Genomic DNA, 16,249 nt, shown 5'->3' on the forward strand with positions numbered 1-16,249 from the left:
ATCATGGCAACACGGATCAAGGAAAGTCGGGGCCAGGAAATGGCCCTGACGGGGGCGGTGGCCGTCGTCATCGTGCTGCTTTCGCTGCTGCCCATGCTACGCTTGGTCAAGGAGATCGTGGCACCCGGCGGCACCTTGTCGACGGTGGCCATTGCGGCCGGATTGCGCAGCCCGGCAACCTGGATCGCGACCTGGCACACGCTGGTCGTCGGCATCGGCGGCACATTGCTTGCCGTGCTGTCGGGAACGCTGGTGGCGGTTCTCGTCTCGCTGACCGATATGCGCGGCTGCAGCGCTCTGGTGCTCTGCTACGTCATGCCGCTGATGATCGCGCCACAGGTGACGGCGCTGGCCTGGCTGCAATTGTTCGGCCCGGCCAGCCCGTTCCTGAAACTGTTCGGCGCCGCCCCGCCGCTCGGCACGAAAAACCCGCTCTATTCGACATCAGGCATCATCCTGCTGCTCGGCGTGCAATACGGCCCGCTGGTCTTCCTGCTGGTGCGGACCGGCCTGCGCAAGCTGCCGCGCGAACTGGTCGAGGCCGCGCGCGCCGGTGGCGCCGGCTGGTTCACCCTGCTGGTCACCATTGTCTTGCCGCTGATGACGCCGTCGATCATGGCGGCCGCCGCATTGGCCTTCGTCTCCTGCGTCGGCAATTTCGGCATTCCGGCCTTTCTCGGCATTCCCGCCAATTATCCGGTCTTGCCGACGCTGATCTATCAGCGGCTCGCTGGCGGCGGTCCGGCGGTGCTGGGCGAGGCGGCGTTTCTTTCAGCGCTGATCGGCATCATTGCCATGGCGGGTATCCTTACCCAGGAACTCATGAGCCGCCGTCGCGACTATCGCATCTCTTCGACATCACTGCCGGCCGAACCCTACGAGCTTGGCCGCTGGCGGGTGGTTGTCCAGGCCGGCATGTGGCTGCTGATCGTGCTGGTGCTGTTTCTGCCGCTGTTCGGGCTGGTGCTGACATCGCTGGTACCTGGATACGGCATCGCGCTCAATGCCAAGACGGCGACGCTCGACAATTACCGCTTCGTGCTGTTCGAGCATGATGCGGCCAAGCGCGCCTTCTTCAATAGTTTCTGGCTGTCGATCGCTGCCGCCTTCTTCGCGGTCATTGTCGCCGTGCCGGTCGGCTATCTCATCGCCTGGGGCAAGCAGCGCTGGGTGCGGCTGCTCAATCTGTCGGTCGAACTGCCCTATGCCTTGCCGGGGGTCGTGCTGGCGATCGCTTCCTTGCTGCTCTTCCTGCGGCCGATCCCGCTGACTGGCATCCAACTCTACAACACGGTCTGGATCATCCTCTACGCCTATCTTGCCCGCTTCCTGGTGCTGGCGCTGCGGCCAACTATCAGCGGCTACCACCAGATCGACCGGGTGCTGGAGGAAGCGGCGCAAGTGGCGGGCGCCGGGCTGTTCACGCGCATGCGCACCATCATCTTCCCGCTCGTCGCGCCGGCTGCGATCGCCGGCGGCCTTTTGATCTTCATGACGGCGCTCAGCGAGCTCACCGTCTCGGCATTGCTATGGTCCTCGGGCTCCGAGACGATCGGCGTGGTGATGTTTTCCTTCGAGCAAGGCGGCGATTCCAACTATGCGGCGGCGATGTCCGTCATCACGGTCGCGGTCACCTTCGCGCTGATGCTGGTGACCAATCTGCTTGCCCCTCATCTTCCGAGTGGAGTTCTGCCATGGCGCGATTGAGCCTGGACAACGTCACCAAAAGCTTCGCCGATTTCGATGCGGTGAAGGATGTGTCGATCGATGTCGGCGACGGCGAGTTCCTGGCGGTGCTTGGGCCCTCCGGCTGCGGCAAGACGACGTTGCTGCGCCTCGTCGCCGGCTTCGAGAAAGTGACCTCGGGAGAGATCCGCATCGGCAGCGATATCGTTTCAAACAGCGGCGGCAGTGTCGCTCCGGAAAAGCGGCGCGTCGGCATCGTCTTCCAGAACTATGCGCTGTGGCCGCATATGAGTGTTGCCGAGAACATCGGCTATTCGCTGAAAGTGGCCAAGCTCGACAAGGCCATCGCGCGCCAGAAGGTGGAAGACGCGCTCGCTTTGGTCAATTTGCAGGGGCTGGGCGACCGGAGGCCCGCCAATCTCTCCGGCGGTCAGCGCCAACGTGTGGCCCTGGCGCGCTGCCTGGTGGCGGCACCGTCGCTGGTGCTGTTCGACGAGCCGCTCGCCAATCTCGATGTCCATCTCAGGGCCTCGATGGAGGACGAATTCGCCGCTTTCCACAAGCGCACTGGCACGACCATCGTCTACATCACCCATGACCAGGCCGAGGCGATGGCGCTGGCTGATCGTATCGCGGTGATGGACCATGGACGGCTCGCGCAGCTTGCGACACCGCGGGAGCTCTATCATGAGCCGGCAAATGAAATGGTGGCCTCGTTCATTTCGCAAGGCATTTTGCTGCCCGCCGACGTGTTGAGCGCCGAGGAAGCAGGACACTGCAAGGTCAGGGTTCTCGGAACCGAGCTAGTGGTCCGCTGTCGGCCGGGCGAGCGACCGCGATCCGGCGCGAAGATCTGCTGCCGTTCGGCGGATCTCGACGTATCGCCGGATGGTCCGGGCTTCGATGGCCTGGTCAAGCGAGTGATCTATCAGGGCGGTGCCGCGCGCATCGAATTCACGCCCGCCGCCGGCCCTGACCTCACCTTGCATTTCGAACAACCCGATCCGGTCGTGCTCGAGAGCGGAGCGCAGGCGCGGTTGCGGATAAGGTCCGGCTGGCTGATTCCTGCAGCGGGAACAGCTTCGTGATGATGCTGGCCATTGGCTGAGCGTCAACCTGCCGACCGCGCTGCCGGCCGAAATCCGACAGCCGCGCATCGGCCGCGACAAGTCGTCCGCAAGGCCGAGATGCTGGAAAGCGATGGCGATCGTACGGTCATCAAGGTGCCACGCGGACGCGCTCATGCCAGTAAGCCGGGTGACGAGAATGAGGCGATCGATGCCGGCTACCGGTTGAACTGGTTTGGCGAAAACGCGGCTGGACGAGCGCCTTCTGGGCGGGGTTCGGCGGCAAAGCTAGTTGATATCGGGTGTGGATCGTAGAGCCGTTCAAATCGCCCTGTGCTTTGGTGACGCGCGGCCCGCGACCGCAGATCACTAAGCTGTCAGCGGCCAAATTGCGTCAATCCAACGCTTATGCTTGAAGCTGCCGCTTTTTCATTCCACATCGACTGGGATGAAGGGCGAGACAGGAGAACGGCGTCGGAATCTGCTGTGGGGCATCCCCGCATCACTGATCCTGCATGCGCTTTTCGTGGTTGCCCTAATATACGGCGTACGCACGCCCCCCACACAGCCGCAGCAGGACGAGCCGGTCAATGTCGCGCTGGTGCCTCCGCCCGAGCAGCCAAAGCCGAAACCTGTTCCCCCGCCGCCACCAAAGCCCAAAGCCGAAAAGCCGCCGGAACAGAAGGTTGAAAAACCGCCCGAGCCGCCGCCCAAGCCGGTGAACATTCCCGTTCTGAAGCCTGTTTTCCAGTATGGCAAGAAGGATACCGGGCCCGAGAAATCTCTCGACGGCGGCAGCGCTCAAGCCAACGCGCCTTCGCCGGCTAAGGATGAGGCGGCGAAGCCGCCTGTAGTGCCGACACCCGCGCCGACCCAGCCCGCCCCGGCTGCAACGCCGCAGCAGAAGGCAGAGCCCAGCAAGCCTGACGAGAAGCCGGCCACCGCCGCGCCGGACGAAAAACCCGCGCCAAGCGAGGAAAAGCAGGCGACCGAGGACACCGATAAACAACAGCCGGACAAGCAGGAGTCGACGCCGCAAACCGAAGAGAAGCAAGCGGTCGTGGCGCCAAAGCCATTGGCTGCCGAGGCCGGCGACAAGCCAGCACCGCCACCCCCTGCCGAAAAGGCAAAGTCCAAACCTGCAAAGACGATGAATTTCAAATCCGCGCGAGCCTTCAAGGCTCCAAGCGGGAAAGCAGCGAAGTCAAGTCCCGCGAACACTGCCGCTGCGGGATCGCCGATGTATTCCGGCCTTCCGGGAGTTCGAAAGCTCTTCTCGCAGGGCGCTACCGGCGATGCGCTGGCCACAAGTTCCATGGATAACGTGCCGCGCGGTCAGCGCGTGGCCAACCTTTGCGGCAACGTTCTGAGCCAGGAATTGCAGGGAGCCGATTATCAGATCAAATGGGTGCCGACCATTACGCTGGACAAAGGCAATGTTCTCGATCCTCCGCAGGCCGCCTTCAGCACCAGAAACACCTGGTACAATCTAAACTTCCGATGTGAAGTCGACCCCGATGCGACGCGAGTGCTATCCTTCAACTTCAGTGTCGGGTCATCAATACCGCCTGGCGACTGGGCCAGCCGTGGATTCACCAAGTATCCGCTCAATTAGGCCGGCACGCGGAGCCCGGAGAGTTGCCGGCTAATTTCATGTCAGTTGGCGCAAACGAATCGACACCAACGGCCTTCAGCCGGGCGGCATGCTCCGGATAGGTGTGTCCGCCGGCGATGTAGCCGATCGATGGATCGAATCGTGGGCAGTTGCTCGTTGAGTCGCCACAGGGCCTTGGTCGGGTTGCCCTGGGTACAATGATCCAAATCGACACGCTGTCAGCGGCTAGATTGCGCAAATCCAATGCCTATGCTTGAAGCCGCCGCTATTTCATTCCACATCGACTGGGATGAAGGGTGAGACAGGAGAACGGCGTCGGAATCTGTTGTGGGGCATCCCCGCATCGCTGATCCTGCACGTGCTTGTCGCGGCGCTCCTGGTGTATGGCCTGCCAGTAGCTCCCCAACAGCCGCAGGAGGAGCAGCCAGTCAATGTCGCGCTGGTGCCTGCGCCCGACCAGCCGAAACCGAAGCCTGCTCCGGCGCCGCCTCCTAAGCCACCGGAGCTGAAGGTTGAAAAACCACCCGAGCAGAAGGTTGAAAAGCCACCTCCGCCGGCAAATCAGGCGCAGAAGCCTCCGCCAGTCGAGGTCCTGAAGCCTGTCTTTCAGTTCGGCGACAAAGATACCGGCCCGAGGAAATCCCTGGATGGGGCCAGCGCTCAGGACAGTTCGCCGGCGCCCGCCAAGGATGACGCTTCGAAGCCGCCGGTCGAGCCGAAGCCCGTCGAGAACCAGCCTGCGACGCCGCCAGACCCCGAGCAGCGGGCAAATACAACCAAGGCCGACGAGAAGCCCGTAACCTCGCCGACGGATGCCAAGCCCACACAGGATGCAGACAAACAGGCACTGCTCGACGCCGCCAAGCAACAGGGCGCGGAACCAGTGCCTTTGGCTGCTGATGGCGGCGGCGAGATCGAGCTTCCCATGTCGGTCGAAAAGCCCAAGCCCAAACCTACAAATGTGCCGAGCCCCTCAAAGGCCTCGAAGTCTGCATCTCGAAACGACTCGGGTCTTCCAGGTGTCCGCAAGCTCTATTCGCAGGGCGCTACCGGCGATGCGCTGGCCGCGACCTCGATGGGCGGAGTAGCTCGCGTTCAACGTGGCGCCAAACTTTGTGCCAGTGCATTGCAGCAGCAATTGCTGGATGCCTCTTATTTTCCTTTCTTAATCCCAAGTGTCCCGCTGAAGGCCGGTAATGTCCTCAACGCCCCGGACGTCGCGTTCTGCGCAACGAAAAAGTGGTACCATCTCGGCTTCCGGTGCGAGGTCGACAGCGATGTGACAAAGGTCTTGTCTTTCGACTTCCGTGTAGGATCCGTGATCCCGGCCGACGAAGCCGTTCGCCTTGAACTACCCGTCTGCCGTTAGCCTGCAGTACCCCAACTTTCGCGGAACCCTCCAACAACTCCAATTGCGGACAGAAACAGGTGCAGTTCCTCGGTGATTCTAGGCCGGCACGCCGAGTCCGGAAAGTTGCCGGCTAATTTCATGCCAGTCAGCGCAGACGAAATCGGCACCCGCCGCGGTCAGACGCGCGGCATGCTCGGCATAGGTGTGGCCACCGCCGGTGTAGCCGATCGCCGTCATGCCGGCGGCAACCGCGCCCTGGATGCCGAAGGGCGAATCCTCGATGACGATGCAGTCGGCGGGCTTTGCGCCCATTTTCTCGGCGGCGAGCAGGAAGATGTCGGGCGCGGGCTTGCCGTTCTTGACCATCGAGGAGGAGTAGATCGCATCGCCGAAGAAACGCGCCAGCCCGGTGACGGCGAGGCTGTGGTTAATGCGCTCGACCGAGGAAGACGAGGCAACGCAGCGGTTGCCGGCAAGCGCCGCCAGAAAAGCAGCAATTCCCGGCGTCGGCTTCAGTTCCTCTGTGAACAGAACCTTGGTCTCGGCCCAGATATCGCCGTCGGCTGAGGCGGGAAACTGATGACCGGTCAATTCCTTGATCCTGGCGATGATATCGGACTGCTTCATGCCGACGCACTGGGCGATGATGCCGCCATGAACACCGGGCATGCCGTGCTTTTCATAGACGCGCTCATAGGCGCGGGCAGCCAAGGGTTCGCTGTCGACGAGAACGCCATCGCAGTCGAAAATGATAGGCCTTGATTGCGCCACGCGCTTCTCCCCCGAGTCGATTTCGCACATCGCTATCGGCAAAAAGTCAAATGTTCGATAGTGCGGCGTTTGATGACTAATGGATCCAACAAGTGATGCGTGATCACAAATGGCGCAGCGCATCGCTTGCGCGGGACGATCCAAGCGCCCGTTGCATGGCTTGCCGGGACTGTGCGCGGTCCGGCGTGATCCAGTTCGGTTCGGCGCCCAGGAAGCGGTCGAGGAAAGCCACCGCATAGGCCGGCATCTCGGTCACATTCTCGCGGTAGGACCACCAGGTGCGCAAATCATCGGCGCATTTGTCGATGCTCGGCGCGCTTCCGAATTCTTGCTCATGGACCGCCGAAATCACCGAGACGCAATAGTTGGTGTAGAGAAAACCCTCCGGCCAGAAGCGGATGATTTCCAGCGTTCCGGCATTCTGATCCGTCTCGATCAGCTGGGTCAGGCCGGAGATTTCCCGGGCCGGCGCCTGTTTGATCAGTTCGCGCAGCACGAGGCCGGCGGCGAAGACGATGAAGTCGGCACGGTCGACCGCGGCGAAGCGTTTCTGCGCTTCCATGATTTCGACCCAGTCGAGAAAAGCCCTGGTGAGTTTCGCTTCGTCGATGTCGAAGCGCACGCCGAACGTGTCCGAGACCACCTTGGCACTGCCGCGGAAAGTCGCACGAAACCAGCGCAACTGCCGCAACCTGTGGCGCAGGTCGGGCATAAGGGCCAGTTCATCCCTGAAGGGCAGTTCCATTTAAGGCATCCCGTTTGCCGACAGGCTAGCACAGCCATGCCGCTACCGAAATCGCAGAGCGGCCTGTGGATGACCGTGGCTGAGGCCAATATCATACATATTGACATTCTCGGAAACAAATGTTCTCACTTTGCTGTTGTCGTGCATCGGTCCAAGGTGCGTGTTCAACTGAGGCTTCGGGAGGAGAACCGAATGGCGATTTGGCAGTGGGGACTGCTTCTGCTGGTTATTGTGTGGGCGCTGCAGTCGCTCGGCGTCTGGCTGCAGATGCGGCACTATTCGGATGTCTTCCGAGGCGTCACCGACCAGTACAAGGATGGCTTCGTCGGAGCCGGCAATTTTCGCGGCCGATTTGCCAAGGGCACCATCGCGTTGGTCGTGGTGACGCCTGACATGATCGTGCGCCGTGTGATGGTGATGACCGGCCGGTCCGTCTTCACCAAATTCAAGAGACATGAAGAATTCGAGGGCGTTGCCCTCGAGAGACTCCGGTCCAATCCTGCAATCAAGGGGGAGGGGGAACCCGGTGTGGCCGAGGCCGTGAAGCGGGCGATCGAACAGATCGACAAAGCACGGTCGGAGCCTGGGAAGAAGCCGGGGCTGTCCGGTTTGAACGTAGCAAGGGCCTAGAGGAACGCCGCGCACCGATTGGGATAACCGGCGGGCGGCATAAGGAGGAGAAATGTCTGTATTTTCGTTGTTGGCGCAGCATGCCGACATGGCCGTGCACAACCTGCATGTCGCAGGTGCCATGGTCTCGGATGCTGCTTTGCATGGCAAGCTCGCCGTCGAGCATGCTTCCGACCATCTCGTTGTCCTTGCGCAAGCGGACAACGCACCGCTCACCGTCGATCAGTTCAAGGAAAAGCTGAAGGACGTCCAGCAGGAAGAGCAGCTCGGCTGGCTGACCGCCATCGGCAAGTACTTCATCGGGATCTTCCAGAAGGGTGGCGAAGTGTTCGCCGGCTTCGTTACCGGCATCATCCCGACGTTGGTCGTGCTGATGACCGCCTTCTACGCCGTCACTGAACTGGTCGGTGAAGAGCGCGTGCATGGTCTGGCGCGTGGCGCCGGCCGCATAGCACTGACCCGCTACACGCTGCTGCCGCTGCTGGCGGTGTTCTTCCTCACCAACCCGATGGCCTATACGTTCGGCTCGTTCCTGGAAGAAAAGCACAAGCCTGCCTTCTATGACGCGGCCGTGTCCTACGTGCATCCGCCGCTCGGCCTGTTCCCGCACATCAATCCCGGCGAATATTTCGTCTGGGGCGGCATTCTCGTCGCGCTGCTGGAACTGGAAAAGAAGGGTGCCGTCGTTGCCGGGTACCACGTCAAGGTGGCGATCTGGTACGCCATCGTCGGCCTCGTCGTCATCCTGCTCAAGGGCATGCTGACCGAGCGCATCACCGCCATCATGGCACGCCGTCAAGGCGTCGAGCTGTAAGGGCGGGGAGGACATCATGGCCAAGACATACAAAGCCGTACGCATCTCCCGGGGTAAGACCGGTTGGGGTGGTCCGCTCGTGATCGAGCCGACTGAACAGCGCAGCAAGGTGGTGTCCGTCACCGGTGGCGGCATTCATCCAGTGGCACAGCTCATCGCCGACATGACCGGCGCCGAAGCCGTCGATGGCTTCAAGGCGCCGCCGATCGAAAGCGAGATGGCGGTTGTCGTCGTCGATTGCGGTGGCACCGCACGCTGCGGCGTTTATCCGCGCAAACGTATCCCGACCGTCAATCTGACGCCGGTCGGACAGTCTGGGCCGCTCGCCCAGTTCATCACCGAGGATATCTACGTTTCGGGCGTGAAGCCGGCCAACGTCACAATGGCGGACGGGTCCGAAACGGTCACCACTGCGGGGGGAGCAGCAGCGATGAGTTCGAGCAATAACAATACGATGCCGACGGCGCTGCCCAGCGAGGGTGGTCTTATCGGCTTTATCAGCACAATCGGCCGTATCATGGGTCGGGTCGTCGGCATCTTCTTCAATGCCGGCCGCCGCACCATCGACCAGGTCATTCGCAACGTGCTGCCGTTCATGGCCTTCGTGACCATGCTCATCGGTCTGATCCTCTACACCGGCATCGGTGACGTGCTGGCCCAGCCGATGGGTCCGCTGGCCAACAACATCGTCGGCCTGCTGATCATCTCGGCCATTTGCGGCCTGCCGTTCCTGTCGCCCATCCTCGGGCCAGGCGCCGTCATCGCGCAGGTCATCGGCGTTGCCATCATCGGCCCGCAGATCGCCAACGGCACGATTTCGCCGGCAATGGCGCTGCCGGCGCTGTTTGCCTACAACACCCAGGTTGGCTGCGACTTCGTCCCCGTCGGCCTGGCGCTCGGCGAAGCCAAGCCAAAGACGATCGAAATCGGTGTTCCGGCGGTGCTCATCAGCCGCCAGATCATGGGTCCTATCTCGGTGCTGATCGCCTGGGTTGTCAGCCTGATCGTGTTCTAAGAAAAGTAGGAAAATGAGGTTCGCCATATGACGGTTCTGTTGAGAACACGGGTCACTGCCATCGGACCCGAAGTGGCGGACCTTGCCGAAGGGGGCGTGGTCATCCTGTTTGCGGATGGCTCGCCGCCGGAGCTTGCCGAGGTGTCGGTGCTCCACAAGACGGAGCAGGGACCCAGTGACGGAGCGCCTCAAAAGGGCGCTTCGATCACCCTTGGTCCGGTTTCCGCTGTCATAACCGCCGTCGGCTCCAGCGCCTGGAGCAAGGTGCTCGAAATGGGCCACGTCGTCATCTCGTTCAATGGCGCCACCGAGGCCGAGAGGCCGGGCGAAATCTGCGCGTCGCAAGTTGATACACAAGCGCTCGTGGCCGCCCTCAAGACAGACGCGATCATCACCATCGCCGCCTGACAACATTCGCGCCGCAGCCTATGCTGGCGGTGGCGCTCAAAACCAGAGTATTTGCCATGGAACGCTCGACCATCGTCAGAGTGCATGAAGGTCTGCACGCCCGTCCCGCCACGCGGTTCGTCAAGCTCGCCAAGGGTTTCGAATCCGATGTCGAGCTGGTCAAGGACGGCGAGGCGGTCAGCGCCAAGAGCTCGGTCAAGCTGATGCTGCTGGCGGTCAAGGAAAACCAGGAAGTCACTGTGCGGGCGAATGGCGCCGACGCGATCGAGGCCATCGAGGCGCTGATCGGCTATCTCGAAAATCCCAAGGCGGGTCTCGACGATGAGGAGTCCAAGCCGGCCGCCGATGCCGTGTCGGAGACGCCAGTCGCGTCGGTGGGAGATTCCACACTGCCAGCAACGGGTGGAGCAAATGGGCTGCGCGGTGTCGCCGCAAGCGAGGGTTTCGCCATCGGACCGGCTTTCGCGCATTTCCCGCCCGATATCGCCGGACAAGGCCGCATGCTGCAGGAAAGCGAAATCGCCGGCGAGATCGACAGGTTCCGCGCCGCCGTCGCCGCCGTCCAGGCGCGCATGGACCGGGCCTTGGCGCAGGACAGCCTGTCGGCCGGGGACCGCGGTATCGTCGCAGCGCTCAGGGATATCGCCGCCGACGACAGTCTGACCGGCGAGGCCGAAGGGCTGATCAAGGGTGGCAATGACGCTATCTCGGCTGTCATCACCGCCGCTTCCACCATCGCCGCCGATTTCAGCGCCGTCGACGATCACTACCTCAATGCGCGCGCCGACGATGTCCATGCCGTCGGGCGGCAAATCTGCCTCGTTCTGCTCGGGCAGGACGATGTCAGCCTCGAACATATCCCTGAAGGGGCCATTCTTATCGCGGAGGATATCGGCGCCTGGGATCTGGCGCGTGCGCCGCTGAAGCGCATTGGCGGGGTGATTTGCGGCCATGGCGGCGCCACATCGCACATCGCCATCATTGCCCGCTCGCATGGCATTCCGGCGGTGCTGGGCCTTGGCGACAGCGTCAATGCGTTGCGCACGGCACGCGAGGTGGCGCTCGACGGCAACAGCGGCCACGTGATCATCGACCCCGATGCGGCGACGCGCGCCGAATTTGCGACCCGCGTCGAAGCGGCGGCAAAGGAACGCGCGGGGCTGAGCGTCTTCAAGACGGTGACGCCAAAGCTTGCCAATGGCAAGGTGATCGAGGTCGCGGCCAATATCGGCTCGCTCGAGGAAATCGAGGCGGCACAGGAGGCTGGCGCCATGGGCGTCGGCCTGTTCCGCACCGAGCTCCTCTTCATGCGCCATATGCATCTTCCCTCGGAGGACATGCAGGCCGAAACCTATGCGGCGCTGGCCAAGGCCTTCGCCCCCTATCCGGTCATTGTGCGCACACTCGACATTGGCGGCGACAAGCCGATCGCCGGCATCGAGTTTCCCGACGAGGAAAACCCCTTCCTAGGCTGGCGCGGCATCCGCATGTGCCTCGACCGGCCCGATATCTTCAAGCGCCAGCTTCGGGCACTGCTTCGAGCAGCCGTGCACGGCAACATCAAGGTGATGCTGCCGATGGTGGCCGACATCGACGAGGTCAGGCAGACGCGCATTCTGGTCGATGAATGCGCCGCCGAACTGAAGGCCGAAGGCGTGCCTTATGCGACGTTCGATCTCGGCGTGATGATCGAGACCCCGGCGGCCGTGCTGATCGCTCCGGCGCTGGCCAAGGAGGTGGCGTTCTTCTCGATCGGCACCAATGATCTGACCCAGTACATCATGGCCGCCGACCGGCTCAACCCGACGGTCGCCAAGCTCAACGATGTCACCAATCCGGCGGTCATGATGGCCATCGAACTGACGGCCAAGGCCGGCGTCGCAGCCGGTATCATGGTCGGCATGTGCGGCGAGGCAGCCGGACGTCCTGACCTGATTGCGAAGTTCCTTGAAATGGGGCTGACGGAGCTGTCGATGAGCCCGGCCTCGATCCAGCGCGCCAAGAAGACGATAATGGCCATGACAGCCGGGGAGTAAACTCCAGCGACAGCCGCCGGAGCCTACGGCAAATGCGCAAGCAAGGTGGCAAAGACCGGTGTCAGTTCCTCGACCGGGCTTGCCTTGCCGCAGGCCTGCACGATGCGGTCATGACGGATATCGGCTGCCAGGATCGCGATCTCCAGCATGTCCGGCTCCGGCGCGCCATCGCGGCCGGTGGTCGCCAGGCCGCAAGCCAGGACGACCGGCGCCAGGCAACTTATGTCGAGCGCCCGGCCAGCAATCGCAGGCGTTTCCGGCGCGGTTTCGGCAAAGCGGACCGGACGCTGGTTGAGCAACTCGACCAGCAGCGCCGCGCAGGTGGCGGCGATAGCCTGCAGTCCGGCATCCGGCGCAACCAAAGCGGCCAGAAGATCGCCATGACGCTTGCGCATCGTGGCATGCACGGCGGCGAAATCGGCTTCAAGAATGCGGGCATTGTCGATCTTCAAGCCGGCAAGCACGGCCTTGGTCAAATAGTACATGTCGCGCCGGAACAGGCGCTCGGCACCCAGCTGCCGCTCCTCGTTTCCAGTAGGGAAATAGGTGCCGAGGCCTTTTACGGTCGTGCCGTCCACCTTGATCGGGCGCTCATGCGGGACAAAGGATTCAGCGATCGACAGCGCCTCGTCGAAAGCGCTCGCGGCATGGCTGAGCAGGCCTTCGATGCCTTTGCCCGGAAATGGCGGCAAGCGGCTGGTCGCCTCGCGCAGGGCACTGGCGTCGCCGCTGCCGTCATGGCGGCTCTGGCGGATGATGTCGCGGACTTCCCGCAACCGGTCCTTCAAATTGACGCGGACATCTTCAGAGATTTGTCGGAGCATCGCGGATCGCCTCGAAAGTGCCGTGGAGAACGGCCAGCAAGCGGCCGGCCACCAACTCTACATTGTTCCTATCGATTGGTAGATCAATAGGCGATACTAGACCAGCATGCAGAATCGGTGACGGCGCGCTTGTCCGTCGCGGGGGAGGGATGATTTGGCCAGGCGACGACACAGCGAAACCGAAGACGGTCGCGGCGGCGGCGAGGCGACCGAGCCGGTCGTCAGTGAAAGCCGGACGGATCGCCTCAGGATCCGCGCCGCCTGGATGTATTTCGTCGAGCAGATGACGCAGAACGAGATCGCCGACGTGCTTGGCGTCGGCCGCGTCACCATCGTGCGCATGCTGGCCGAGGCGAGGGCGCGAAACGAGGTGAAGATCACCATCGAGAGCGAATTGGCGGAGATCGTGCGGCTAGAGCGCGCGCTGGAGCGGACGTTCGGCCTGCAGCAGGCGCTGGTGGCGCCGCTCACCGCCCCCAATGCCGATCCGCTCCCAGCGATCAGCGCCAAGACCGGGATTTTCCTGTCCGATACGATGAAATCCGGCATGCGTGTCGGCGTCGGTTGGGGCCGAACGCTGTTCTCCAGCCTGCCCTTCATCAGCGCCAAGTCGCTCTCCGACTTCAAGGTCATCTCGCTGCTGGGCGGTGTCGGCGTTGTGCGGCGCTACAACCCGGCCGAGTTCTCCTGGCGCTTCGCCCAAATCTTCCAGGGCGATGGCTATCTGATCCCGACGCCGGCCGTCGTCGACAGCGTCGAGACCAAGATCGCGCTGGTCGAGCGCTGCGGCCTGCAGGAGGTTTTTGAAATGGCCAACGTGCTCGATGCGGTTCTGCTGAGCGTCGGCGGCATTGCTTCGGCCACCACCTTCTCGCGCGGCGGCTTTCTCAAGGAAGCGGACCGGGAGGCCCTGCTTGCGCGCGGCGCGGTTGGCGACCTTCTGTTCCACTTCTTCGACCGCAATGGCGATCTGGTCGACCATCCGATCAACAGCCTGGTGATGTCGGTGGATGTCGACCGGCTGCGCGCGGCGCCGATCCGCATCCTGACCTCCGGCGGCGAGGAGAAGATCGAGGCCCTGCTCGGCGCCATGAACCTGATCGCACCGACGATCCTGATCACCGATGAGGAGAGCGCGCGGCGCATGCTCGAAGCGGTCAGCGAAAGCTGAAGGACCCCGTGATGTAGGTCGGCCAGGCCTGCTGTTCGTCGAAAATGGCGGCAAGATCGGATGTGCCCGCCAGTATCCCGCTGAGAACCAGTGCCGTGGCGATGCCGGCGCCGTTTCCGCCTGCTATGTCGTGCTCGACGCTGTCGCCGACGCAGACCACATCGCCGCGCTCCGGCTCGCCGGCCAGTGCCAAGGCCGCCTCGAAAATCGCCGGATAGGGCTTGCCGATGCGGGTGACGCTGCCACCAAGGCTTTCATAGAGATCGGCAATCTCGCCGGCGCCGAACCGGGGTCCGACCGCCGTCAGCATGATCCTGTCGGGATTGGTGCAGAAGCACGGCACCTGCCGCGCCGCCGCTGGGGCAAGCAGCCGGCGATAATGATCGAGGTCGTGGCGGTCGCCCTCGCTGGCCGAGATCAGCACCAGTTCGGCGTCCTCACCGGCCTCCGTCAGCACGAAGGGCAGGCCTTCGATCGCCGTGCGATCGCCGTCGCGGCTGATCAGCAGGCATTTCGTGCCGGGCCGCAACGCTCCATTTGTCGCCATCTCGTGGAAGCGTCGCCACGCCACCTCGCCCGAGGACACAAAATGGTCCCAACTGCCGGTGGCGAAGCCGAGCTTCAGCAGGCGATCTTCGTTGGGCCTGGCGCGCTTGCCGGAATTGGAAATCAACACCACCGTCTTGCCGGCGCGCTTCAGCGCCGACAAGGCCTCCACCGCGCCGGGATAGGGAGCCTGGCCGTCATGCAGCACGCCGAACTGGTCGAGCAGGAAGACCTGATAGCGTTGCGCCAGCGGCCCGATACCGTCGAGATGTTGGATGCTTTTGGCATTCATAACAGCCCCGCCTTGCTTGCACCCTTCAGCGCCAGCCGCGCCGTGCCGGCCGCCGCTTCGTCGGAGAGCGTGGGCAGGAAATCGACCCCGAGCTTGCGCTGCCGGATTGCTGTCCAGGCCGGGTTCGCCGCACCGCCGCCGACACTTCTGACCGATGTCAGCGCCGGCGCGCCAAGCTCGGCAAGCCTGCGGTAGCCGAGTGCTTCGATCGCGGCCATGCCTTCGAACATCGCCTTGAGATAGTCGGCGTCGTTAGTTGGCCGTGGCGAGAGGCGCGGCGGCAAGGCCGGATCGGCGATGGGGAACCGCTCGCCTGATGTGCTGAGCGGATAGTAGTCGAGGCCGGTCTCGGTCGTCGGGTCGATTGCCGCGCTAAGTTCGATGATGCGCGCGAGCGGAAAATGTTGAGCCAGCACCTTGCCGCCGGAATTCGACGCGCCGCCCGCCAGCCAGGCGTCGCCGAGGCGATGGCTGTAGATGCCGAAGCGTGGCGCCGAGATCGGCCGGTCGGAGAGGATCTTGATGGTAAGCGAGGATCCCAGTGCCGTGACGCCATCGCCGGCCGCCGTGGCGCCCGTAGCCAGGAACGACGCGCAGCCATCCGTGGTGCCGGCGACCACGACCACATCGCGCGGTAGGCCAAACAGCTCCGCTGCGGCCGCGGTGAGCGTGCCAGTGACATCGCCCGGCTCGACGACATCAGGCAGCAAGTCCATGCGCAGTCCGGTGGCCGCGATCCAATCCGGCCAGCGGCGGGCCTCGACGTCATAGCCTGTCTTCAGCGCATTGTTCTCGTCGCTGACGTCGAAGCGGCCGGACAGGTTTCCGGCGATCCAGTCGGCCTGGTGCAGCACCGCGGCGATGCCGGGCAGATGCTGGAACTGCAGGGCTTTGGCGAGGCCCGAAGTCGCCCCGTGCGCGGCGCTCGCTGCCGGCGCTTCGCGGGTTATCGCGGTCAGAATAGGGTCATCGGCGACCTTGTCGTTGTACATCAGCGGCTCGGCCAAGGGCCGCCCGACATCGTCGACCGGCAGCAGCGTGCCGGACGTACCGTCGACGGCGATAGCGCGGACCGCGGCGCGATCGATGCAAGAAGGCAGTTCCGTCAGGGCGGCCTGGACCGCTTGGGACCATGCCGAGGGATCGCGGGGATTTTGGCCGAACCGGTCGAGGCGGACGGCGGACTGGCCGGCAATCGAAAAATCCGGGCGCATGGCGACGGCGCGCGCCCCCGACGTGCCGATGTCGATGCCGATGACAAGGGGCATCATATTGTCA

General features: G+C 63.3%; 15 protein-coding genes. 10 read left to right on the top strand and 5 right to left on the bottom strand.

Translation table 11 applies throughout. From position 1 onward, the window contains the following. Positions 1–3 precede the first annotated feature (3 nt). The 4 genes from ACZYHG_RS10565 to ACZYHG_RS10580 all read left to right on the top strand — a co-directional run bounded on the left by ACZYHG_RS10565 (position 4) and on the right by ACZYHG_RS10580 (position 5,737). On the top strand, positions 4–1,707 hold the full coding sequence (locus tag ACZYHG_RS10565; protein ID WP_464613734.1) for an ABC transporter permease: 1,704 nt from the start codon (positions 4–6) through the stop codon (positions 1,705–1,707). Continuing rightward, on the top strand, positions 1,695–2,774 hold the full coding sequence (locus tag ACZYHG_RS10570; protein WP_464613735.1) for an ABC transporter ATP-binding protein: 1,080 nt from the start codon (positions 1,695–1,697) through the stop codon (positions 2,772–2,774). Before ACZYHG_RS10565 ends, ACZYHG_RS10570 begins: the two co-directional genes overlap by 13 nt. Positions 2,775–3,201: 427 nt before the next feature. After that, positions 3,202–4,368 (top strand): DUF930 domain-containing protein, encoded by a 1,167-nt coding sequence (locus tag ACZYHG_RS10575; protein WP_464614658.1) that lies wholly within the window; start codon positions 3,202–3,204, stop codon positions 4,366–4,368. Positions 4,369–4,657: 289 nt separating this feature from the next. Continuing rightward, positions 4,658–5,737, top strand: coding sequence for a DUF930 domain-containing protein (locus ACZYHG_RS10580; protein WP_464613736.1), 1,080 nt, complete (start codon positions 4,658–4,660; stop codon positions 5,735–5,737). A gap of 78 nt (positions 5,738–5,815) precedes the next feature. Here the strand turns inward: ACZYHG_RS10580 and ACZYHG_RS10585 are convergent, their stop codons facing one another. Both ACZYHG_RS10585 and ACZYHG_RS10590 read right to left on the bottom strand, forming a co-directional pair. Then, on the bottom strand, positions 5,816–6,490 hold the full coding sequence (locus tag ACZYHG_RS10585) for an HAD family hydrolase (protein WP_464613737.1): 675 nt from the start codon (positions 6,488–6,490) through the stop codon (positions 5,816–5,818). A 103-nt stretch (positions 6,491–6,593) separates the two neighbouring features. Continuing rightward, entirely contained in the window at positions 6,594–7,235 is a 642-nt protein-coding gene (locus ACZYHG_RS10590) for a hypothetical protein (protein WP_464613738.1), read from the bottom strand. A 192-nt stretch (positions 7,236–7,427) separates the two neighbouring features. On the opposite strand from ACZYHG_RS10590, the gene ACZYHG_RS10595 reads away from it, so the two are divergent. The 5 genes from ACZYHG_RS10595 to ptsP are packed head-to-tail and all read left to right on the top strand — an operon-like array spanning position 7,428 to position 12,138. Continuing rightward, a complete protein-coding gene (locus ACZYHG_RS10595; protein WP_464614659.1) occupies positions 7,428–7,865 on the top strand; it encodes a transcriptional regulator GutM in 438 nt (145 codons plus the stop codon). A 52-nt stretch (positions 7,866–7,917) separates the two neighbouring features. Next, positions 7,918–8,679 (top strand): PTS glucitol/sorbitol transporter subunit IIC, encoded by a 762-nt coding sequence (srlA, locus tag ACZYHG_RS10600; RefSeq protein ID WP_027059023.1) that lies wholly within the window; start codon positions 7,918–7,920, stop codon positions 8,677–8,679. Positions 8,680–8,695: 16 nt separating this feature from the next. Then, positions 8,696–9,694: a PTS glucitol/sorbitol transporter subunit IIB gene (gene srlE, locus ACZYHG_RS10605; RefSeq protein ID WP_464613739.1), complete on the top strand. Its 999-nt coding sequence runs from the start codon at positions 8,696–8,698 to the stop codon at positions 9,692–9,694. Between the two features lie 27 nt (positions 9,695–9,721). Further along, on the top strand, positions 9,722–10,102 hold the full coding sequence (locus tag ACZYHG_RS10610) for a PTS glucitol/sorbitol transporter subunit IIA (RefSeq protein ID WP_464613740.1): 381 nt from the start codon (positions 9,722–9,724) through the stop codon (positions 10,100–10,102). A 56-nt stretch (positions 10,103–10,158) separates the two neighbouring features. Beyond that, positions 10,159–12,138 carry a phosphoenolpyruvate--protein phosphotransferase gene (ptsP, locus tag ACZYHG_RS10615; protein ID WP_464613741.1) on the top strand — a complete coding sequence of 660 codons (1,980 nt, stop codon included), beginning with the start codon at positions 10,159–10,161 and terminating at the stop codon, positions 12,136–12,138. A gap of 23 nt (positions 12,139–12,161) precedes the next feature. Here ptsP and ACZYHG_RS10620 read toward each other — a convergent pair whose 3' ends face one another. Beyond that, on the bottom strand, positions 12,162–12,962 hold the full coding sequence (locus ACZYHG_RS10620; protein ID WP_464613742.1) for a hypothetical protein: 801 nt from the start codon (positions 12,960–12,962) through the stop codon (positions 12,162–12,164). Positions 12,963–13,116: 154 nt separating this feature from the next. On the opposite strand from ACZYHG_RS10620, the gene ACZYHG_RS10625 reads away from it, so the two are divergent. Continuing rightward, the gene (locus ACZYHG_RS10625; protein WP_464613743.1) at positions 13,117–14,133 is read left to right on the top strand and encodes a sugar-binding transcriptional regulator; all 1,017 of its coding nucleotides are present in this window, start codon (positions 13,117–13,119) and stop codon (positions 14,131–14,133) included. Here the strand turns inward: ACZYHG_RS10625 and ACZYHG_RS10630 are convergent. Together ACZYHG_RS10630 and ACZYHG_RS10635 are read right to left on the bottom strand one after the other, a co-directional pair. Next, entirely contained in the window at positions 14,120–14,971 is an 852-nt protein-coding gene (locus ACZYHG_RS10630; RefSeq protein WP_464613744.1) for a TIGR01459 family HAD-type hydrolase, read from the bottom strand. The two genes, ACZYHG_RS10625 and ACZYHG_RS10630, sit on opposite strands and share 14 nt — an antisense overlap. Then, positions 14,968–16,242, bottom strand: coding sequence for an FGGY-family carbohydrate kinase (locus ACZYHG_RS10635; RefSeq protein WP_464613745.1), 1,275 nt, complete (start codon positions 16,240–16,242; stop codon positions 14,968–14,970). Before ACZYHG_RS10635 ends, ACZYHG_RS10630 begins: the two co-directional genes overlap by 4 nt. Between the last annotated feature and the right edge of the window lie 7 nt (positions 16,243–16,249).

Source organism: Mesorhizobium subarcticum, from assembly GCF_055456085.1.